General features: G+C 69.0%; 14 protein-coding genes. 8 read left to right on the top strand and 6 right to left on the bottom strand.

Going from position 1 to position 21,645, the window contains the following annotated elements:
* The 4 genes from VKP62_15630 to VKP62_15615 all read left to right on the top strand — a co-directional run.
* A partial coding sequence (locus VKP62_15630; GenBank protein ID MEB3198627.1) for a glycosyltransferase family 9 protein occupies positions 1-1,155 on the top strand: 1,155 nt, incomplete at its 5' end.
* A 159-nt stretch (positions 1,156-1,314) separates the two neighbouring features.
* Entirely contained in the window at positions 1,315-2,238 is a 924-nt protein-coding gene (locus tag VKP62_15625; protein MEB3198626.1) for an ADP-ribosylglycohydrolase family protein, read from the top strand.
* 97 nt (positions 2,239-2,335) lie between these two features.
* The gene (locus VKP62_15620) at positions 2,336-5,083 is read left to right on the top strand and encodes a hypothetical protein (GenBank protein ID MEB3198625.1); all 2,748 of its coding nucleotides are present in this window, start codon (positions 2,336-2,338) and stop codon (positions 5,081-5,083) included.
* Between the two features lie 150 nt (positions 5,084-5,233).
* On the top strand, positions 5,234-6,088 hold the full coding sequence (locus VKP62_15615) for a DUF5995 family protein (protein ID MEB3198624.1): 855 nt from the start codon (positions 5,234-5,236) through the stop codon (positions 6,086-6,088).
* Positions 6,089-6,123: 35 nt separating this feature from the next.
* On the opposite strand, the gene ppk1 is transcribed toward VKP62_15615, so the two are convergent.
* The 4 genes from ppk1 to VKP62_15595 form a co-directional block, all read right to left on the bottom strand.
* Positions 6,124-8,292 (bottom strand): polyphosphate kinase 1, encoded by a 2,169-nt coding sequence (gene ppk1, locus VKP62_15610; GenBank protein ID MEB3198623.1) that lies wholly within the window; start codon positions 8,290-8,292, stop codon positions 6,124-6,126.
* Entirely contained in the window at positions 8,289-8,909 is a 621-nt protein-coding gene (locus VKP62_15605) for an HD domain-containing protein (GenBank protein MEB3198622.1), read from the bottom strand. Before VKP62_15605 ends, ppk1 begins: the two co-directional genes overlap by 4 nt.
* Entirely contained in the window at positions 8,909-10,483 is a 1,575-nt protein-coding gene (locus VKP62_15600) for a hypothetical protein (protein ID MEB3198621.1), read from the bottom strand. Before VKP62_15600 ends, VKP62_15605 begins: the two co-directional genes overlap by 1 nt.
* A 96-nt stretch (positions 10,484-10,579) precedes the next feature.
* The gene (locus tag VKP62_15595) at positions 10,580-11,122 is read right to left on the bottom strand and encodes a hypothetical protein (GenBank protein MEB3198620.1); all 543 of its coding nucleotides are present in this window, start codon (positions 11,120-11,122) and stop codon (positions 10,580-10,582) included.
* Between the two features lie 252 nt (positions 11,123-11,374).
* Between VKP62_15595 and VKP62_15590 the strand changes: the two genes are divergently transcribed.
* On the top strand, positions 11,375-11,995 hold the full coding sequence (locus tag VKP62_15590; protein ID MEB3198619.1) for a YceI family protein: 621 nt from the start codon (positions 11,375-11,377) through the stop codon (positions 11,993-11,995).
* A 10-nt stretch (positions 11,996-12,005) separates the two neighbouring features.
* Here VKP62_15590 and VKP62_15585 read toward each other — a convergent pair whose 3' ends face one another.
* A complete protein-coding gene (locus VKP62_15585; GenBank protein ID MEB3198618.1) occupies positions 12,006-13,292 on the bottom strand; it encodes a DUF3370 family protein in 1,287 nt (428 codons plus the stop codon).
* A gap of 285 nt (positions 13,293-13,577) precedes the next feature.
* Here VKP62_15585 and VKP62_15580 point away from each other — a divergent pair, with 285 nt between their 5' ends.
* Complete coding sequence (locus VKP62_15580; protein MEB3198617.1) at positions 13,578-14,927, top strand: DUF3370 family protein; 1,350 nt, start codon at positions 13,578-13,580, stop codon at positions 14,925-14,927.
* 38 nt (positions 14,928-14,965) lie between these two features.
* Positions 14,966-15,721, top strand: a complete 756-nt coding sequence (locus VKP62_15575) for a hypothetical protein (GenBank protein ID MEB3198616.1) — start codon at positions 14,966-14,968, stop codon at positions 15,719-15,721.
* 116 nt (positions 15,722-15,837) lie between these two features.
* Here the strand turns inward: VKP62_15575 and VKP62_15570 are convergent, their stop codons facing one another.
* Complete coding sequence (locus tag VKP62_15570) at positions 15,838-18,294, bottom strand: TIM-barrel domain-containing protein (protein MEB3198615.1); 2,457 nt, start codon at positions 18,292-18,294, stop codon at positions 15,838-15,840.
* A 262-nt stretch (positions 18,295-18,556) separates the two neighbouring features.
* On the opposite strand from VKP62_15570, the gene VKP62_15565 reads away from it, so the two are divergent.
* The coding region (locus VKP62_15565) for a hypothetical protein (protein MEB3198614.1) at positions 18,557-21,645 on the top strand (3,089 nt) is incomplete at its 3' end.

Genomic DNA, 21,645 nt, shown 5'->3' with positions numbered 1-21,645 from the left:
CTGGGTCAGCTGCTGTGCGCCGGCCTGGGCCTGCTGCTCCGCGCCCCCCGACGCGAGCGCCCGCCCGCCGGCGATCCGGCCGTACGGCGGATCGCGCTGGTGAAATTCTGGGGCATGGGCTCGATCGTGCTGCTCGGCCCGGCGATCGCCCGACTGCGCGCGCGCCACCCGCAGGCCCGCATCACGCTGGTCACCCAGCGGGCCAACCAGGAGCTGGTGCGCCTGCTCGGCCAGGTCGACGACGGCCTCTACCTGGAGCTGGGCGCCGGGCCCGGGGGCTTTCTGCGCTCCCTGGCCCAGCTGGTGCTGGCGGTGCGCCAGGCCCGTTTCGACCTGTGGCTGGATGCCGAGTTTCTGACCCGTTTTTCTGCCCTGCTGACGGCGGTATCGGGCGCCCGCTGCCGGGTCGGCTTCCACGTGGCGGAGGTCTTCCGCGGCGGCTTCCACCACGTGCAGGCGCCCTTCAACCCCCACTGGCACATCGTGGAAAACTTTGCCGCGCTGGCCGACGGCGACCTCGTGGCACCCGCACCTCCGCCGGCCCTGCCTGCGCTGTTCCCCGCGGCGGAGGCGCAGGCCCGCCTGGAGGCAAAACTGGCTGCCCGAGGCGTGAGCGCCGGCAGGCCCGTGATCGTGGTCAATCCCAACGCCGGCGAACTGGCCCTGGAGCGGCGCTGGCCGATCGCGCGCTTCGCGGCGCTGGTCGAGCGCCTCCAGTCGCGGGTGGGCCTGCCGATCGTGCTGATCGGCGCCCCGGCCGAGCGCCGCTACGTGGCCGAACTGAAGGCCCAGCTGACGGACCCGGCAGCCGTCTGCGACCTGGCGGGCGAAACGACGCTGGACGAGCTGGTGGCCCTGTTTGCGCGGGCCGCCCTGGTGGTCAGCAACGACACGGGGCCGCTGCACCTGGCCTGCGCGGCGGGAGCCCCGACGGTGGCCTTGTTCGGGCCCGAAACGCCGGTGCTGTTCGGGCCGCGCAACCCGCGCCAGCGAACCGTCTACAAGCGGCTGGCCTGCAGCCCCTGCCTGACCGTGCACAACGGCCGCAGCGTGGCCTGCCCGTATGCCGTGACCCACTGCGTGGCGGACATCACCATGGAAGACGTGCTGGCCGCCGCCGAGTCCTTGCTGGCTGAGGTCGCTCCGTCGGCCTGATGGCGGCGGGTGAACCCCCAGAAAGATGACGGCAACGCGTCGCTGCGGGTCCGCTTGTCCAGCCTTGTGCCAGGCGCGAGCGACGCGAGGTGGGAAATGCCTGCCCTCCGGGTATGCGCCCCCTGCACGCCCGTAACCCCACTGCCCGGAGGTTCCCTGATGTCATCCCCATCCGACGCCGAGCGCCGCTTCACCCTGGTGGCCGCCTCCCTGATCGCGGACGCGCTGGTGCTGCCGGTGCACTGGATCTACGACCCGACGGCGATCGCCGCCCGCGGGCGCCGGACGGAACTCGAAGCCCCGGACGCAAGCAGCTACCACGGCGGGCAGCCAGCCGGCGGGCAGACCCACTACGGCCAGCAGGCCCTGACCTTGCTCGACGCCCTCGCGGCCAGTGGGGGACGCTTCGACCTCGGCGCCTTCGGGCGGGCCTGGCAACAGCTCTGGGCGGGTGAGCCGGGCTACCGAGACGGCGCCACGCGCCAGACCCTGGCCCACCTGGAAGCCGGGGTGGCCTGGCCGGAGGCAGGTTCCTCGTCGTCCGACTGGGGCGGCGCCTCGCGCTGCGCGGCCCTGGTGGCCGCGACGCTGGAGGAAGACGAGGAAACGGCCCTGAAGGCTGTCATGGCGCAGACGGAAGCGACCCATCGCGACCCCGTCGTGGTGGAGGCCGCGGCCTTCTGGACGCGCGCGGTGCGCCACGTCTGGCAAGGCGTGGCGGTGCCGGAGGCCCTCGCGCAGGCCGCCTCGGCCGACTACGCGATCCTGGCGGCCGCCGAGATGCTCGCCCGCGCCGAGGGCGCGGCCACGCAGGGGGCGGTGGCGGCCGTGCAGACCCTCGGAGCCGCCTGTGGGGTGCAAGGCGCGCTGCCGTCGACCATGGCGATCGCCCTGGCCCACCCGCAAGACCTGGAGACGGCCTTGATCGAGAACGCCATGGCCGGGGGGGACTCGGCCGCCCGTGGTCTCGCGCTGGGCATGCTACTCGGCGCAGCACCTGGCGCCGTGCTCCCGGCCCGCTGGCTGGCTGGCTGGCAAGCCCGTGCGCGTGTCGAGCAAGCGCTGATGGTGGCGCACGCTTGAGCTCGGACGTGCCGCGGGTCGGCGCCAGCGAGGGGCGCGCAGTGCGCTGCCGGGTTGAAGGCTGTTAACCCTGGCAGTCGGCGGGTAAGCAACCACCATGCGCCGATTCGCCCCGCCCGCCCCCGTGTTTCGTCGGTCCTTCGTCCTCGCGCTGGTGACCGCCGCGCTGCTGGGCTGCCAGCTGAGCTATCTGCGGGAGGTCCCGCAGGGCAGCGGACGCGTCAGCACCAAGGCCAAATCACCCCGCCCCGCCGAGAGCGCCAACCCGGAGGGCGGCGACTCGGCATTCGAGCAACTGAATGCGGCCGGCCAGCTGGCCCGGCTGCCCGCCAATGCGAGCCTGTTCGGCACCTTGAGGGCGCCCGCGCGGCTGCTGGGTGACCAGGCCGGTTCCCTGATCGCGAACAACGGCGGTTCGATCATCGCCAACAACGGGGGCACCCTCATCGCCAACAACGGGGGCAGTCTGCTCGAACGCACGCGCCTGTATGCCTTGCAGCAGGGCACCCCCTTGGAGCAGGTGCCGGTCGCCGGGGTGACGGTGGAACTGCGCGACGCGACCGGCCAGGCCGTCAAGGACGCCCAGGGCAAGGTCCTGACCACCACCACGGATGTGGCCGGCCGCTTCGCCTTTCAGGGCGCGCTGCCCGAACGCAACCTGATCGTGGTGGCGACCCTGCCGGGCGCACGTGGCACGATCCAGGCCGTCGCCACCAAGGATCGACGGCAGGAGAGCCTGACGGCCGACCTGATCAGCACCCTGACCACCGCCTACATCATGAAGACCTACGTCGCCTCCCAGGACGACCGCCAGAAGGTGCTCGACCGTCTGCCCGGCAGCGTGGAGCAGGAAACCCGGGCGATCGCCGAGACGGCCTTCGTGAAATCTGGCGCCAAGCTCCCGGACAAGCTGGACGAAACCTCGCTGGTGCAGGCCACCGAGGCGTTGCGCCGAGCGGACAGCACGCTCAACCAGCAACTTGAACGCGTGCGGCAACTGCTGATCGTGGCGGGACAGAGTAACCTGGGCGAGGGACGCAAGGCGGACACCGTCGGCTTTGCCGCCACCGACCACCTGAGGGAAGGGCCCGACGGGGCGATTTATTTTTTCGAGGGTCGCCTCTGGCGGGTCCGTCCCGATGGCATTCTCGAAACGGCCATGGGAGGTGGTGGCGTCGATCCCGACAGCGCCAACGGCAAACCGGCCGCCGAACTGGAACTGGGGGGGTCAGGCCTGTCCGGCGTCGATTTCGACGCGGCCGGTCGCCCGGTGGTGCTGTGCAGCGGCAACCTGATCGGCGTCGAGGCCAGTGGAACGGCCAAGATCCTGCATTATTTCCAGCGGGGCGAGGGCAATACCGACCTGATCGGCCGGGTCGGCGAAGCCTACTACGTCCTGCGCCGCACGCGACCGCGCGGCGACGCCGAACGGATCGAAATCCTGAAATTCACGCCGGGGCTACCGGTTGTCACGCTGGCCGACGTGCAGACGCCGCCCAACATGCGTTTCGGTGAGGCCGGCCTCGATCCGACCAAGGGGGTGCTGGTGAAGTTCTGGGACTTCAGCAAGCCCGAACAGTTCCAGTGGTACAACCTGCAGACGGGCGCCATGACGCCCTGGGACCCGGCCCTGGGGCGCACCGCAGACTTCAGCCCCGAACCGGTGCTGGATGTGCGCGGCAACGTGCTGTTCCGGAATCCGCAAGGGCGCCTGCGGGCCTGGCAGCCGGAAGGCACCGCCCCCCTGGCCTTCGACAACTGGGAGGGGTCTTGGAGCCAGGCGCTGCTCGCGCGCGACGGCAAGTCGATGCTGGTGGGCAGTCGGAGCCGGGTCTTCCGCGTCACGCCGGCGGCCAGGACGGCGATCGCCGGGGTTGACCCGGATGCCCAGATTTCGGGGCAGGCCGGCGACCTGGCCTTGCTCGACCCGATCGCCCTGACGGTCGCCACGGATGAGACGATCTGGCTGATCGACCGGGTTCGCGGCGGACTCATGCGCATCGACACGGCCAACCAGGTCCAGAGCGTCAAGCTGACCGGGACGACCTTCCGCGAGGACGAAGACTCGATCATGAAGTTCCCTCGCTTGAAGCCGGCGGCTGCGGGCGATGTCTACTTGGATGGCCGCCTGCAGGCGGGCTCCGGCATCCACCTGATTCGCAAGGACCAGACCACCGAGCGCCTGTATGCCTCGCCGGACCGCACCAACATCATTGACTTCGACCCCATGCCAGACGGCACCCTGCTGATCCTGCTCGAATCACGCGAAACCCCCCACCGCCTGGTCCGCCGCGCGCCGGACGGCACGGTCACGACCCTGTTCGAATCCAAGGTCGTGGTCAACACGGTGGCCAATTCCAACATCACCTACAACACCCACAACCCCGACCTCCGGGATTGTGACCTGGTCGCCGAACCTGACGGCAGTGCCTGGATCTGCGGCCGGGGGCAGCTGGCCAAATGGAGCGCGGCGAACGGCTATGCCGTCATCAAGAAAGCCGGTCACTTCCTGCGCACCGAAGACGGCAATGGAAACACGCCCCGCAAGGCCTTCACGCGAGGCCCGGATGGCGCGCTCTACTTCACCCCGGGTGATCCGGGCAACGGCTCCTGGAACCAGGTGCGGCGCTTCGATCCCAAGACCGGCAACGAAACCATGGTGGCCGGTAGCAAGGGCGGCATCTTCAATGGCACCACGGTCGATAACCGCCTGCAATTCCCGCACAGCCCGGCCTTCACGCCCTCGGGAGAACTGCTGTTCGTGGACGGCGGTGCTCGCCAGATCAAGCGCATCCCCAAGGACAAGCTGCTCGGCCTCGCGGCCGCCGGTTCAGACGACGACTAGCCTCGCGCTGATCGCGGCTTGCCGGCTCGGCTCCCTGTTCACAGGATGCGCCGGAAGTCGTGCGAGGGTCCCCGTTAGACCCCTAAACCTTAATCTTTTTTGAACCCAAAGGGGCGCAAGCGCGATCCGCACAGCCCGGACAATGAAACCATGCCCCAACCCGTGACCGCCCCGTCCCGCGCTCCACAGCTCCCCGCCGTGACGCCCTCCGCGGCGACGCCAGCCGCTCGCGCGGGCGAGCCGCCGGCCCCGCGGCGACGCTCCACGCTGCCGGCCTGGCTGGAGCTCAAGGCGCCGCCGGCCATCACGCTGCGTGCCGCCGCCGAGAAAGCCGAGCACCTGGCGCAGGCACTGGCCGCCAAGGGCGACCACCGGGCGATCTTTCCGGCCGTCTACGCCATGCAGATGCGCGACATGATCCAGGAACTGCGCGTGCCGGGGCGCTACCACGACCCGGACTGGATGGAGGCCCTGTCGCTCGACTTCGCCCAGCGCTACTTCGACACCTTCGAGGCCTACGAACGCGGCGATCGCCAGGCCGTGCCCCACAGCTGGCTGGTGGCGCTGGACCACGGCCGGGCGCGGAGCGCCCCGATCGTCAACAACTTGCTGCTCTCCATGAACGCCCACATCAACCACGACCTGCCCCTGAGCGTCGCGGCCGCCGGCATGGATCCCATCCATCACGTCGACTTCAAGCGCTTCAATGAGGCGCTCAAGCTGAATGTGGAGCGCGTCCAGGCGTTGCTGAGCAGCCAGTACCTGAACCCCAAATTCAACCTGGCGGACCGCGTCGACCGCCTGTTCGGCCCGCTCGACGAATGGGTCGCCGGCGGCATGATCGAGAACTGGCGGGCCCGCGCCTGGCTGAATGCCGCGGGCCTGTCCAACCGCGGCCGGGAAGCCTATGGCGTGGTGACACAGCGGGCCGACTGGAACGCCGATGTGATCCACCGCCTCGGTCGTCTGGTGCCGGCCAGCTGGGCCCGCCGCGGGCTGATCTGAAGCCCGCTTCAAGCCGGAACGGCCATCCAGCGCGCTCAGTCCTCCAGCGTCGGGCTGAATTCGGGCGCCGAAAGGTCCACCGGGGGCGTCCAGGGGACCACCAGCTGGCGTCGCTCGACCCGCTTGGGGGCGCGTTCGCTGGCATGGCGAGGCAGGGCGAGAAAGCGCGCCTGCGCATGCCAACCTTCCGCCCCTGACTCCGCCTGGCGGCGAACATAGGTGCCATCAGGCGTCAGTTCGCGCATCTTGACCGTGTCGGCGAATTGCGTATCGAGCAGGGCCCGCAAGCGCTCCCGGATGTCCGGCTGCAGGATCGGCACGAGCAGTTCGACCCGGTGATCCATGTTGCGACGGCGCCAGTCGGCACTGGAAATGTAATAGCGCTCCTCCCCCCCGTGGCGGAAGTGGAAGATCCGGCAGTGTTCCAGGAAGCGTCCGACCATGCTGAAGACGCGGATGTGTTCGGAAAGGCCCGGCACCCCCGGGCGCAGGGCGCAGATGCCACGGATCAGCAGGTCGATGCGGACGCCGGCCTGAGAGGCCGCGTACAGGGCGTTGATCAGGACCATGTCGGTCAGGGCGTTCATCTGCAAGCGGATGTAGCCGGGCTGGCTCGGGGTGTGGCGCCGCACCTCTTCGTGGACGAGGTCGAGCAGGGTCTCGCGCAGGCGTTCCGGCGCCAGCGCCAGTTGCTGATAGTGGGGCACCTCGGCATAGCCGCTCAGGTGGTTGAAGCTGTGCGAGGCATCCGCCCCCATCTCGTCATTGGCCGTGAACAGGCCCACATCGGTGTAGACTCGGGCCGTCTGGTCGTTGTAATTGCCCGTCCCGAAATGCATGTAGCGCTTGATCGTGCCGCCTTCACGGCGCACCACCAAGGTCACCTTGCAGTGCGTTTTCAGGCCCACCAGGCCATAGATGACGTGGCAGCCGGCCTCTTCCAGGCGCTTGGCCCAGGCGATGTTGTTTTCCTCGTCGAACCGCGCCTTCAGCTCCACCAGCACCGTCACCTGCTTGCCCATCTCGGCGGCACGCGCCAGCGCCGCCACCACCGGCGAGCTGCCGCTGACACGGTAGAGCGTCTGCTTGATGGCCAGCACGCCGGGGTCCTCGGCCGCCTCGCGGATGAAGTGCAGCACCGACTCGAACGACTCGTAGGGATGGTGCACCAGGATGTCCTGCCGGGCGATCGCCTCGAAAATGCTCGACACGCCGCCAAAAGCGCTGGGCAGAACCGGCTTGAGCTCATCGAAGCGCAGGTCCTCGTAACCCGCAATGGCCGAGAAGCTCATCAAGAAGGTCGGGTCGAGCGGGCCGGAGACCCGGTAAATGTCGCGCGGTTCGACCTCGAGGGCGTCCAGCAGGAAGGCCTCCAGTTCCGGGGACATGGCCGCGGCAATTTCGAGGCGCACCGGTTCGCCCTTGCGCCGCTTCTTGAGCTCGGCCTGGATGGCCTCGAGCAGGTCCTCGGCCCCGCTCTCGTCGACCGACAGGTCGGCCTTGCGGGTGATGCGGAACGGGGCGCTGGAAAGCACGTCGTAGCCGGCAAACAGGGTGTGCAGGTAGCGCTGGATCACGTCCTCGAGCAGGATGAAATCGTCCACGTCGGGATCGCTGCGCAGCGTGATCGTGCGCGGCAGCCCCGGCGGCACCTGCACCACGGCGAAGACCGGCTCCGCCCCGAGGCCCTGGCGGCGCAGCATGACCGCCAGGTTCAGGCGCTTGTTCGCCAGCAGGGGAAAGGGGCGACTGGCATCCACCGCCATGGGGGTCAAGACCGGCTGAATCTGCTGCAGGAAATGGGCCTCGACCGCCTGCGCGTAAGCCGGCGGCAGGGCCTCCGGCGTGAAGAAGCGGATGCCCTCGGCTTCGAGCCGCGGCAACAGGTCCTGCTGCAGGATCTCGTAGAGCAGGGCCACCTGCTGATGAGTGCGCTGGGAAACGGCCTGCAAGCGCTCGTTGGCCCGTGCGTGGGGCACGTTCTCGCGGCGTTTGTGACCCGGGCGGGTCAGTTCGCGCAACTGGGCCACCCGCACGGCGAAGAACTCGTCGAGGTTGGAGGCGGCGATCGCCGCAAACTTGACGCGTTCGAGCAGCGGGTTGGCCGGGTCGGTGGCCTCCTCGATGACGCGCTCGTTGAAGGCCAGCCAGCTCAGCTCCTCATCCAGGTACCAGCTGGCGGCGTCGGCATCGGCGGGCGTCATGGCTCAGGCACCACGCGCACACTGGCCTCACCGCAGACGAACTCCCACTCAAGCTGCCACCATTGCGCGGCCCACTGGCCCTTGCGCGCCAGGTGGGGCTGCAGGAAGGCCAGATCGACCCCGCCGAGCAGCACCGTCACCCGGCGATGGTCGGCATCGAGGCGCACGTCGTGGACCTCGGCCAGCTGCCGGTGGTCGCGGTCGAGCACGTCCGCCAGGCGCAGCAGGGCGGCCCCGGCGCGAAGACGCGCGCGCTGCGGACGCTCGAACTCCGACAAGCCCAGGCGCTTGCGCTTGCGATGGTTCAAGGCCAGGGCCGCCACCTGGACCCGCAGCGGCGTGTGCCAGGCCGCCAGCCCTTCGTCGTGCAAAATGGCGTAGTGGCTGTGGCGGTGGTGCTGGTCGGCGCCTTGAAAATGCCCCAGATCATGCAAAAAGCCGGCTGCCACCAGCGGCACGCGCTCGGCTTCGTCGAGGCCATGGATGGGCGCGGCAGCGGTGAACAGACGATCGCACAGGCGCGCGACCTTCTCGGCGTGGGCCGCATGCACGCGGTAGCGGGCCACCATGCGGCGACAGTCGTCCAGCCAATCCGGCGGCGCGCCCCACCCGTCCATCAGCGTGTCAGCTCCTCGACCACCCGGGCCTGCAACGTCACGGGCTCTTTCAGGATCTTACCCAGGCGCGCCAGGGGTTCATCGAGCAGCGTGAATTCCAGGCGGTCCGGCTGATCACAGGAGACGGCCAGCGACCAGCCGTCGCGGCCCCGCAACAGGGCCACGTCTCGCACCACCTGATTGCGCGTGCGATCGAGGGCCTCCGCCACCAGCAGGATCGCGCCCAGGCACTCCAACCCCGGACCGGCCGCCGGGGGGATCAGGCTCTCGAGCGTGGCCAGGTCCAGTTTGAGCTGTTTGGGGCTGCGGAACGAGGCCACCAGAGCCGCCTTCGCGCGTTCCACCGAACTGAGCGCCGGCAAGGCCGAGCGCAGCACCATCGGGAAGGTGATGCCCTCGAAGCCGGCCTGCCCCACAATCCGACCGGATTCCCGCAGCAAGGCGGCCACTTCGAGAATCTCCCGCGCGCCCGGCACCTTGGCCAGCCGAGGCGAGGCGGCCAGCCCATCGTACAGGCGCAGGGCCAGCTGGCGGACGTGGCGCACGTGCCGGAGCTGGCCGCCACAGGCCACCAACAGCCGCTCCGCGCCCCGCACGGCCATGGTCTCGGGCTCCGGCACGCCCCGCACGGCCCGCAGCCGCTCGTACATCAGGCCCTCGCGCAAGCCCGAACCACAGGCCACCAGCCAGTCGCGCTGCCCCCCCAGGATCGCCGAAAAGACGGCCAGGGCCACCGGCAGCAACTCCAGGCGCTCCTTCGGAATTTCCAGCATCTCGGCACGCTCTGCGGGCGACTTCGAGGCCAGCTCGCGCAGCAAGTTCGCCAGCGCGGGGGCCGGCACATGGTGTTGCTGGATGCCCACCTGGGAGGCCACCCGACGGCCCATATGGACGCGGGCCACACTGCGCGCGGAGCCCCCGAGCGCCACCAGGGGGCCTTGCCCCTCCTGGATCCAGGGGTGAGGCGCCAGGGCCTCTTCCAGAAAGGCCTGCAGCTGAAAGATGCCGGCCGCCTCGTCGGGGCCGCCCAGAAAGCGCTGGGTCAGGTTGACCGCTCCGAACGGCAAGCTGATCGATTGAACCAGGCGGCGGGCCCGCACCTGGGAAATTTCCACGCTGGCCCCGCCCAGATCCACCACCAGGGCTTCCTCGAAGGGGGTGGTTTCCAGCATGCCCAGCACGCCGTAGCGAGCCTCTTCCTCCCCGCTCAGCAGCCGGATCGGCCAGCCGAGCGCCGTTTCTCCTGCCGCGAGCACCGCCGCCCCATTGAGCGCCTGACGGAAGACAGCCGTGGCCACGGCCGTGACTTCCTCGACCGCCCAGGCGGAAAAGAGGGCGCGAAACTGCCGCAACACGCCATGAAACTCGGCCACGGCGGCCGGCCCGAGCGAGCCGTCCGGCTCCAGGCGTCCGCCCAGACGCAGGCTGCGCTTGATGTTCTCCACCTCGCGCAGGTCGCCATGGCTGTCCACCCGGTAAATCACCGCCCGGACGGAGTTGGAGCCCAGATCGACCACGCCCTGGTGACTGCGTGCGACCGGCCCCTCGGCGATCGGGACCCCGCTGGAAACCACCGCTGACCCTCCTCGAAATCGTTCAGGCGTGATGCTCACCGCCCAGCCGCCAGTGTACCGCAAGACGCGGCGCGGGTTCCAGGCAAACAGGCAGCCTCACGGCGCGTGATTCTGCTCTTCGAGGCGCTGCAAGGCCACCCGACGGGGAGCCTGATTGGCGTCCTGGGCGACCCACCAGGTATAGCCGGTCACGGCCGCCACGCCCCCCAGCAACCCCCCGTACAGGGCGGGCGTCTCGGGGCCGTCGGCCGGGCGCCCGAACACGATCAAGGAGGCCAGTTGAGCCCCCAACCAGGTCCCACCGGCCGCCACCGGATAGCCCAGCGCCCCCAGCCCGAGGCCTCGCGAGGTGTCTCCCGCGACCAGGTGACCGGAGGCCAAACTGAAGGGAAAGGCCAGCGGCGGGGCCAGCAGGATGGCCGGATGGAGCAGCACACCGGGCGGCGGCAGCGTGGTCAGGACGTAAAACCCGATCAGGCCGCCCCCGAATACCAGGCTGGTGGTCGCGACGGTCAGCGCCGCCGGGGCCAGCTGGCGCGGGGGCGCCGGCGTCTCGGCCACGGCGGGAGGGGCCGCCAGCGAGAGGGGCAAGCTGCAGGCGAGGAACGCGAGTGTGAGCGTGCGAGCGGAGGCAGACAAGAGCACCACTTCCAGAAGCCGGGGACCCCCTACCGCTGGGTGCTTACCCGCACGAGCCGGGCGGCAAACGCCGCGCCGACGCGACGCTCCCTGGCATTCGGACTGGCCGGGGCAAAGAAGGGCCTCGCGCGCCACGGCCGTGACGTCAGAGCGAGCTCCCCCCTTGACTATTTTGTTCTACGTAGAACATTATGGGTCATCCCATCCGCGAGCACCGTCCCGGTCCCGCTGCATTCAGGAGGTCAATCCCCCATGTCAATTCGCCCCTACCTGGCAGCCACCCTGGGCGCACTGCTGCTGACGGCCACCCCGGCCATGGCCGCCACGCGCAGCTATGTGGTCGAACAGGATATGCACAGCGTCAACGAGGTCAGCTTCACCTCGAAGGCGGCCATCGTCAAATTTGTCGGCCGGACCGCCAAATTCGAAGGTGAAGCGCAAATCGATCCCAGCAATCCAGCCAAAGCCTCAGGCAAGGTGATCGTCGACTTGCCGAGTCTGGACACGGGCATCAGCCTGCGCAACGAGCACATGCGCGGCGCGCTTGAAACGGAGAAGTTTCCCAAAGCCGTGTTTGCCTTCGACGGGATTCGGGTTCCCGGCAATCGGCTGCCTGCCGACAAGCCCGTCACCGGTATGGCGACGGGCAGCATGACCATCCACGGCGTGACGAAGAAAATCACCGTGCCGGTGGAACTGACCCTGCTGCCGCAGCAAGATGCGAGCTACCGGGCGGGAGACTGGGTTCACGTCACCTCGCAATTCAAGCTCAAGGTGACGGACTACGGGGTTCAGTTGCCCAAGGGGGTCTTCGGTCTGAAGGTCGCCGAGGACATGGACATGCTGATCGACGGCATGGCCAAGGCGCGCTGAGGCGACCCGCTCAGGGCACGCGCAGGCGCAGGATCTGCGGTGGCGTGGCATCCCCGGGGTAGACGATCCGCACGCGGGCATTCAACGTCGCCCCGGGGGGCAACTCCAGGCTGCCGATGCGCCCGCTCGATTCGGGCCGCAGGTTGAGCCGCGTGACCTGGCGATGGGTCTTGCCCGCGGCGTCCTGCCAGCTCAGCTCGACCGGACCGGAAAAGGCCAGCGGCATGCCGGGGGTGGGCTTGGGGCTGTCCAGCAGCAGCTCGACCCGGCGGGTCCGGTCACTGTCGTTGCGCAGGGGCAGGGCCAGCTCGTAGGAGATGCCGTAGTTGCCGTGGGCGGCGTAGGCGGCATCCGGCAGGCGCTGCGAGACCGGCGCGGTCTGGTCCTGGCCGGTGCCGAGCAGATGACCGCGCTTGGTCACGATCGGCCAGGCCAGCTCCAGCGGGCGCGCCCCGAGGACGACGGCCTGGCCGTCCGGGCGGTTCGAGAGCGTGCCCTGCCAGCGCGCGCCTTCCTGAATGCCGGCGACACGGCCGAAGATGAAGCGCGAGGAGCTCTCCCCGGGCTTGGTGGGCGCCAGGTCCTTGGGGTTGCGAGCGGCCAGCCGATTGGCCTCCAGCACCTGCCGGGCCCGCCGGGCATCCAGCGGGGCCTGGTCGAAGACCACCGCCGCCCGCACCGGCCCATCGCTCGACAATTCCCACTTGCTGCTGGCCACCATCCAGGGGTCCAGGCGCCGGGAGTCCAGCACGAAGGTTTGACCGGGCGCAATCACGATCTGCGTTTCGGGGCGCTGACGCTCGCCGTTGATGATCGCTTCCGCCACCGCCGGCCCGGGGCCGCTGGTCGCGTCCCGGTCGCGGGCTGCCAGCTTGAGCAGGCCATCGGCCGCGCGCGGCAAGTGGAAGAACAGGCCGTAAAAGCCGGTCCGCAGCGCGGAAGGCCCCAGCTTGACCGTCACCGGGCGATCGCCCTGATTCACCAGCACGATGCCCTGATGCACGCGCTTGCCGGTTCCGTTGACGTGGTGGGTAAAAATCTCGAAGGGACCCGTGAAGGCGCGGTCAAGGTGGGCAGGGCCGACACCGCACAGACTGGACAGGGCGATGCCGGGACCTTTGACGATCTCCGGGTGGTTCGAGTTGAACACCGGCGTGGCGTCGAGGCCGCCGGGCAGGGCCTGGATCCGGGCACTCTGCGGCGCGCGGTCGCGGGCGGCGAGCGCCGCGACGTGGAGGGGGCGAGAAGCCAGGGAAGCGGGAGCGGGAAGGCTGGTAGGGCGTGGCGCGATGACCATGACGCGACAAACCTTTCTAGGCACCGGGGCGCAACGGGGGATGAACACCTCTGTCGTCGGGGCGAGTCGTTCCAACCAGGTTTCAACCAAGGCAAAAAAGGGTAAAGTTATAGTTAAACAAGCCCCTGCCTGAACCAGCCGAGACCCGTCGGTGATTCAATCGCCAATTTAATCTTTTCTTAATCTAAACTTGGCGATCCTGGAACGTTTTGGGAACCATTTTCGAAGACAACCCCCCCTACCAGGTTGTAACCTTCCTGTTAACTCAGTAGAGGAGTGCGCGCGATGTCGCTGCGAATCAACGGCTCGAACGGTCCGCAACCCAGTCAGCGTCCCCAGGCAGCCCCTGGCCCGGAGGCGTCGAGTCAACCTGCGCGGGCGGGTGACTCGCTTCAGCTCACCACGGGCCTGAACGGCGTGCTGCCCCTGCCCGGGGGCCTCGACCAGGTGCCCGTGCTGAACTCGAATCATCCCGAAATCATCGTGGGGCCCGGGATCGCCGTTTCCACGCTCCCCGGTGGCGGCCCTCATCTCGACTACGCCTTCCGCGGCCCCTTCGAAGTGTTCACGCATCACCAGAACCGCTCGACCCAGAACCTGTTCCAGGCCCTGGTGCTGCACAACCCGGGCAAGGAACCCGTCACGGTCAAGGTCGGTCCGTCGGCCGCGTCGTTCACCGATGCGGCGCCCTACCGCGACCACGGGCCGGCGCCCGTGCCCGATCCCTGGGGCTGGCGCTCCAGCGGCCCCGGAGACGTGACGGCCAGCAAGTTCCTGCGCGGGGAGCGGGCCATCCTGCCCGAGACGATCACCTTGAAACCCGGCGAAACCCGCGTCGTGCACACCCAGATCATTCCGCCCAAGAACGAGGCCACCGGACAGTTCCGTTTCAGCGCCGACGGTCCCGTCCATGGCGCCGTGGTGATCGAAGACAAGGTGCCCACCAACGCCAACGTGAAGGCGCGCCTGGAGGCCGGCAAGCTGCTCCAGCGCAACCCCGACGACAAGATCCCCACGCCGCCTGGCGCCCCTGGCCAGCTGATCTTCGGACGCGTGGCCGGCGTGCAGACCGGTGCGGCCTGGCGGGCCACGGCCACCAACGACGAGGCCGGCAAGGCCTTCCGCGTCACGGAGGAGGCCCAGAGCCGCAGCTACCTGATCGTCGGCAAGCGGAGCAACACGCTCGGCACAGGGCAGGACCACGCCGCCCCGCTGGCCCGCCGCTACGACGACACGGCCTATGCGGCCCACGGCAACTACGGCGTCACCTACGAGGTGGACCTGCCCCTGCGCAACGACGCCAAAACCGACCGTGAGATCCGCCTGCACTTCGACTCGCCCGGGACGCCGTTGCCACTCAGCCGGGTCTTCCGCGGGCCGATCGCGGTCGACGTGACCGACGCGCAGGGACGCACCAAGACCCACATCGTGCATGTCAGCCAGAAAGCAGGGGAAATGGGCGAGGTGCCCCTGTTCAGCCTGAAGCTGAAGCCCGGCGAGGCCCGTGCCGTCAAGGTGCGCCTGGTCTACCCGGCCAACTCCACGCCCCCGCATGCCCTGCGCATCGAGACCGGCACGGAAACCCCCATGGTGCAGCGCGTGTTCGACACCTTCCGCTCGTGGTTCGGTCAGTGATCGCTCGCCAGCTGCTTTTCGGATTGCTCTGCGCCGGTGTGGCAACCACCGCCGCATGCGGCCGCCTGCCCGGCACCAAACCCGAGCCGCTGCCGAGCGTCTCGCCCGTCCCCCCGGGCAGCCCGGGCGCGCCCAGCAATCCGGGGGCCCCGCTTCCCTCGCTGGGTCCCCTGCCCGACGGGCAGGCCCTCTTGAAGGCCGTGCGCGCCAAGGTCGCGAATACCCCAGGCGTCGACGTCGAGGTCAAGGCCGCTTCTAGCGGCCACTATTACGGCGGCAAGAAGGTGGCCGAGCTGCGCTCGAGCAGCAGCCGCTCGCGCATGCTCTGGGGGGCTCCCGGCAAGCTGCGGGCCCAGGTGCTGGAGAGCACCACGCCCCTGCTGGCCGGCTCGACCCTGGTGATGCTGTCGCCCGATCAGCTGAAGGTCAAGGCCGGTGGGGCGCTCGGGCTCATTCCGATCAGCATGAAGTCGAGTGACACGCGCCTGATGACCAACCGCAACCACTACTTCACGGACAACCACCCCGTGGCCCACCTGAAACGCCTGACCGCCGAGGGGGCCAGCTGGAAAGGGGTCGCGCCGCTGCCCGTCGCCCCCAGCGCCGCCTGGGTCGAGATCAGTGGGGTGCGACGCCTCGACAAGGACCTCACGCGGGAATTGCTGGCGCTGGACCCCAAGACCCTGCAGCCCAAAGCGATGGCCATGATGGAAGGCGACAAGTCGGTGGTTACCTTCCAGTTCCTGAAATTCCTCTGGGACGCGGTGCCGAACCCGAACGCCTTCAAGCTGTAAGGCCGTCTCTCCTCACCCTGAAGGCAAATCGGCTGCATCGCGAACCAACCCGCGCCTTGACCCGGGGAAACCCGAGCCGAACGCCGGCCAATACCGCGCCGCGCTCATCGCGGTGGTCAGGTGACGAGGCGCAGCGTGACCTGGCGATCGTGGTCCTTGCGTTCACGCCAGTGGAGCGTCCAGGGGCCTGCTTCAGTCTCAAAACGCACGTAGACCGGCTGTCCGGCCCGTGCGGTGAAGCGCACCAGGCGTTCGGAACCCACGCGCAGCAGGGCCACGCGGCGACCCTGCACGAACGCCCGCAAGGGCACGAGGGGCTGCTCGGCACGGCTGCGCGGCGTACGACTGGTCACCGTCACCCCGTCCGCCAGCGCGAAGGACTGGCTTGGCCCGGCGAAGACGCGCAGCACACGCTGGTTGGCATAGGCCTCGCGCCCGGGAACGGCGGGATCGGCAGATGGCAAGGTGGTCATGATGCCGGGTGGCAGCAGGGGCAAAATGGCCCCCGCGCGGGCGAAAACGGGCAGGGCATCCAGCGGCGCCGGCACTCGCAGCCACTGCCCCCCGCTGACCCGACGCCCGCTCCACCAGTCATACCAGCTGCCCTCGGGCAGCCAGACCTGTCGCTCGCGGGCACCTTCGGTGAAAATCGGTGCAACCAGCAGGTCCGGGCCCAGCATGTAGGCGTCGTCGATGCCGCGGGCCGTGCGGTCTTCGGGAAAGGCCAGCATCAGATGCCGCATGGCCGGCAGGCCCGTCTCGACGGCCTGCCGGACGACGGCCTGCCGGTAGGGCAACAGGTCCATGTGGGCCCGCGCATATCGACGGTGCAGGGCCGTCGTCTCGGCGTCGGAAAAGATGTGCCAGTTGCGACTCGGCTTCTGCCCGCTGTGGCTGCGCATGAAGGTGCTGAAGGCGCCAAAAGCCACCCAACGACTGTACAGCTCCTTGGTGACGCCGCGTTCTCCCAGGGTCGCGAAGCCGGCCACGTCGTGGGTCATGAGGGGAATGCCCGACAGCCCGGCCGAGAGAATGGCACGCAAGGCGGTGGGAAAGCCGTCGTCCTCGCCCCAGTCGGTGTTCTGATCGCCGGCCCACATGTAGGTGGCCTGGCGCGCCGCCGCGGTCCAGCCGGCCCGGGTGTAAAAGAGGAAGTCGCCATCGGGCCGGGCCCGCTCCCAGAAGCTGCGATGCAGCGCAGCCCAGAGATCCGGGTAGCGATTGTGCTGGGCCCAACCGGTCGAGCCGTCGGCAAAGCGCGCATCCGGCGGCACCCACTCACCGAAGTCCACCATCGCGCCGTCAAAGCCCTGCCGTGCGAAATCCGTCAGGCGGTCAAAGGCCCACTGGCGCGCGCCCGCGTGGGTCGGGTCGAGGTGTCCCAGCCAGCCATAGGGGCCCAGGGAAAACTGCGGCCGGCCCTCCGGATCGCGCAGGGCATAGCCGGAATTCAAGGGCAGCTGGGCATGCGGGTCGGCCTGCGAGAGAAACGGATTGAAATAACCCAGCGACTTGAAGCCGGCCGTCTCCAGCTCCCGGTTCAGCGACGCCAGTTCGGAATAGTGGCGTTCATCGGGCACCCAGCGCCCCCAGGGCAGATGGGTCAAGCCTGGCAGCGGGCCCGTTTCCAGGCCCACCCAATCTTCGAACCAGAGGGCGGAGGCCGGTACGCCGTGCTGGCGCAGCAAGCGGGCCTTCTCGCGCACCGCCTGGCTGCCGCCCTTGCCCCATTCGGTCGGCGCAAAGGCCCATTCCGGAGGCATGTGGGGGCGCCCGACCCGGGCCGTGTAGGCGGCCAGCACCTGGGCCGGCTCAGGTGCCACGTCGATCGTGAGGGCCAGATGACCGCTGTCGATCTCCGCTCCGAGCTGCTCGGCGCGTTGCGTCCCGACATCCCACACCGAGCGCTCGGCCCCGTCGATCGCCAGACCGAAACCGGCCGGACTCAGGCAGAACGGCACCGGCACGTGCGAGGCCGTCGGAAAGTTCGACACGCCGAAGAAGGGGCGCTCGGACTTGCCGTTGCCGCCCTCCTGCACCCAGTTTTCGACCAGGCGCCCGGCCTGCGTGCAGGCGTTGGTGCGGGCGCCGAAACCATACAGGGGCAGCGCGGGGTCCCGGCGCAGGCGGGCCTGCAGGCGGGTGGCCCGGGCATCACAGGCGTCAGCTTCGATGCGAAAACCCGATGGGCCCGACGCCTGGAAGCGCAGGCGCACGGCCCCCGGCTGATCAGGGGCACCCAGCTGAACGCGCAGCGCGCCATCGCGGGTGCGCTCCAGCCGGACCGGCCCCGCGGGCAGCGCCTGCCAGCGCGGCTCGGGCACGGCGAAACGAAAGGTGCCGAAAAAATGAGTCGCCTGGGTGCGGCCGAAGCCCACCTGCCAGGGCGCCTCCGAGGACGACAGCAGGCGCTTGCCCCCCGGTGCCGAGATGGCCCAGGCCCCACTGGCATCGACAAGGAGACGGTAGCCGTTGGGCGTCATTCGCGACCACGACACGATGGCCGCCTCGGCCGGGCAGGCCACTCCCCACACGCCGACCCCGATCGCGAACCCGCACACGATTTGCTTCACGTCATCCTCCTCGCCCCCCTATACCCGCTTCCCCGGGTCAAAATGAAACGCTGCGAAACCCCGTCGAGCAGGAAGTCGGTGATTGCCCAGCGTGCGTCAACCGCGGGCCGGTGATCGGTGGAGCCCGGCCCGGCACCAGGGTCGGCCCCTCACCGACGGCCCCCCACGATTCGACCTCAAGATCAGGTTATGTAGCCCGCGCATGCGGACCGTTGGCGGGTAAAAAGACAGCAGACGCGCCGGCGGCGCCCGAGGACCTCGCATGACCCGCATCGGTTTCCACGCGCTCCTGGCGCTCTCGCTGGCCCTCTCGGCCTGTAACACGCGCGCAAGCACGCAGACCAAGCCCAATGGCGCCGCGTCGGCCAAACCCGCCGCAGGCAGCAACGGGAGCGGCAAAAATCCGTCCTCGGTCGTGGAGGCGCCCAAAAGTCTGGCGGCCGGGCTCGACAGCAGCTTGAAGCGCCTGGTGGACCAGGGCATCGCGCGCACCATCACCGGCAAGGTCAAGCTGGTCAGCGACGCCGGAGGTTCACTCGTCAGCGATGCCGGCGGTTCACTCGTCAGCGATGCGGGCGGCTCGCTGGTGTCGCCGGAATCCGGGCGCATCCTCAGCAACAACAGCGGCGGCCTGATCGGCAACAACAGTGCCGGGCTGGTCAGCAACAATGGCGGGGGGCTGATCAGCAACAACAGCGGCGGCCTGATCGGCAAGACCAAGTTCTTCCGGCTGTTCGCGCAGAGCGTGGTGGCGGAGGACCTCCTGGCCGATGCGCTCGTGGAGGTCTTCGACGCCAGTGGCAAGGTCCTCACCGATGCCGCCGGCAACCCGCTGCAGGTGCTCAGCGACAAGCAAGGCCGTTTCACCCTGGAAACCAGGCTGCCGAACGACAACCTGATTCTGCGCGTCAAGCTCAACAACAAGCTGGGCGGGGCCGAGGGCGAACTGCGCGCCATGGTCGCCACCAAGGGCAGTTCCGGGACCCTGGCGCTCGACATCGACACCTCGGCAACGCTGGCGGCCAATTACGTCTTCGACCAGTACGTCAAAGGCCAGCAAGGCGTCTTCAATCGCCTGCCGGCCGACGCCAACCGCGACCTGCGCAACGAGGTCGAAAAGGCGCGTGCCCTGCTGCCCGTGCAGGTGCCCTCCTATGCCCCGGCCACCATGGTCGGGACCATCGGCAGCCTGCGTCAGCAGGCCAAGCCGCTCGACACGACCCTGGAGCGCGTGAAGGCCCTGTTGCTGGTGGGGCAGGAAAACCTGGGCCAGGGCCTCAAGGCCACCGAGGTGCCGCTGGCTCTGCCAGTCGCGGTGGCGCGCGATGCGGCCGGCAACACCTACATTGCCGAAAGCGTGGCCGGACGCATCCGCAAGGTCACGCCGGAGGGCACCATCAGCGTGCTGGCAGGCGATAACCTGACGGGCAAGGTGCAAGACGGGGCCAAGGCGGCCGACGTGACCTTCGAAACCATCAGTGACATGGCCGTGGAAGCCGACGGCAGCCTGCTGGTGGTGGAACGCAGTGTCCACCGGCTGGTGCGACTGACGCCCGATGGACGCGTCCAGATCGTGGCCGGCACCGGCACCGCCGGCACGGAAGGCGAGGGCGGCCCCGCCAAGCAGGCCGCTCTGGCGGGCCCGACCGGGGTGTGTGTGGCCACGAACGGCACGATTTACCTGACGGAAGAAAACCCCAGCGCGCCCACCCAAAGCCGGGTGCTCGCGATTGGCAAAGACGGCATCCTGCGCGCGGTGTCCTTGCGCCAGGAAACCTTGAGCGGGAAGCGCGAAGGGCCCTTCAACGGCGTGACGATGACCCCGGACGGAGCCCTGTGGGTCACCACCACGGGTGCGGAGGCGAAGGTGCTGCGCTGGGCGGCTGGCAGCGAGATGGCCGAGATGGTCGCCCGCAAACTGAACCTGGGTTATAACACGCGCTTGCTGGCCGCCCCGGACAACGGCGTTTACGTGACGGAATCCGGCGGCGATCGCCTGCTGAAACTGATGCCGGATGGCACGCTGAAAAAACTGACAGGCCCCGGCGAACCCGGAGAGTTGCGCAACGAGGGCGCCCTGTTCCAGAGCCTGGAAGCTGAAGCGGCCATGTTGCGTCGACCGGCCGGGATGGCCAGCTTGCCGGACGGCCGTCTGCTGGTGGTCGATGTGGGCCACATGCAGGTGCGCCTGTTCGACCCGGCCCAACCGTCTGCTGGAATGCCCGTGTTTGCGGGCTCCACCGGGATCACGACGGTCGGCACGGCCCAGGCGATCGCCGTCAATGCGCCAGCAGGCCTGACCATGGCCCCGGACGGCAAGCGCCTGGTCTTCACCGAGGCCGGCGGCAGCGTGGTCAAGCAGCTTGTGGATGGACAGGTATCGGTGCTGGCGGGCGGCCGTACCGCTGCCTGGGCTGATGGAGGACCCGCCGTGACCGCGGGCCTGATCGCGCCGGTCGCGGTGGCCTACGACCGGGGCGGCAACCTCTGGATTGCCGAGAGCAGCAGCCCGCGGATTCTCAAGGTCACGCCGGCAGGAGCCATGTTCCACGTGGCCGGCAACGGACAATCGATGGATCTGGCGGGCAAGATAGTCCCCGTATTCGATCCGGCCGGTAAGCCGGCCAGGGAGTTGCAACTGGGGCGTCCCGTGGCCCTGGCGGTCGGTCCAGATGACCGGCCCTACTGGGTCGACCAGGCCTTCAACGTGGTGTGCCGCCTGAGCGCCGACAACCAGGTCGAGGTCGTGGCAGGGCAGACCCCGGCCCCCTACGGCGAGGGCGCCGATGGGGGCGACGGGGGACCCGCCAGGGCGGCACGCTTCCATTTCCCCACCAGCCTGGCCTTCGACCGCCAAGGGGCCCTCTATGTGACAGACAGCCTGAATTTCAAGTTGCGCAAGATCGACATGAACGCCCAGCCGCCCACGATCCAGACGCTCGGAGGGCTTGGGATGGCCGGCACGGTGATGGCCATGGTGGCCGGAAAACTGAACCCGGAAGAAGGCAAGCCTCTGGCCGGGCAAGCGCTGATCGCCCCCATCGGGCTGCACGTCGATGGCAAGAACCGGCTCTACCTGGTCGAAGCCGGCACCGTGCGCCTGACCTCCGTGCTCAATAGCTTCAACAGCACCCAGCTGCCCCCCACGCTTCCCCTGGTCCCGGCGCGCATCCGGCGCATCGACCTCAACCAGCCCGATCTGCCGGTCGTCACGATCACCGGTCCGGGCGGGCGGGTGCTGACGGAGACGCGCGGGGACCAGGTGCTGGGCTTGCCGCTCGGCCTGACGATCGACCCGACCGGCCGACTGGTGCTGGCCGACGCCCTGAACAACCAGATCCGCCTGGTGCC

Source organism: Candidatus Sericytochromatia bacterium, from assembly GCA_035285325.1.
GTDB lineage: Bacteria > Cyanobacteriota > Sericytochromatia > S15B-MN24 > JAQBPE01 > JAYKJB01.
Note: the sequence above shows the minus strand (reverse complement) of the source record. Positions and strands in the feature narration are given on the sequence as shown.

Excerpts from the sequence above, each read along its gene's own strand:
- VKP62_15625 (MEB3198626.1), top strand. The coding sequence starts at position 1,315 with ATGTCATCCCCATCCGACGCCGAGCGCCGCTTCACCCTGGTGGCCGCC.
- VKP62_15620 (MEB3198625.1), top strand. The coding sequence starts at position 2,336 with ATGCGCCGATTCGCCCCGCCCGCCCCCGTGTTTCGTCGGTCCTTCGTC.
- VKP62_15615 (MEB3198624.1), top strand. The coding sequence starts at position 5,234 with ATGCCCCAACCCGTGACCGCCCCGTCCCGCGCTCCACAGCTCCCCGCC.
- ppk1 (MEB3198623.1), bottom strand. The coding sequence starts at position 8,292 with ATGACGCCCGCCGATGCCGACGCCGCCAGCTGGTACCTGGATGAGGAG.
- VKP62_15605 (MEB3198622.1), bottom strand. The coding sequence starts at position 8,909 with ATGGACGGGTGGGGCGCGCCGCCGGATTGGCTGGACGACTGTCGCCGC.
- VKP62_15590 (MEB3198619.1), top strand. The coding sequence starts at position 11,375 with ATGTCAATTCGCCCCTACCTGGCAGCCACCCTGGGCGCACTGCTGCTG.
- VKP62_15585 (MEB3198618.1), bottom strand. The coding sequence starts at position 13,292 with ATGGTCATCGCGCCACGCCCTACCAGCCTTCCCGCTCCCGCTTCCCTG.
- VKP62_15580 (MEB3198617.1), top strand. The coding sequence starts at position 13,578 with ATGTCGCTGCGAATCAACGGCTCGAACGGTCCGCAACCCAGTCAGCGT.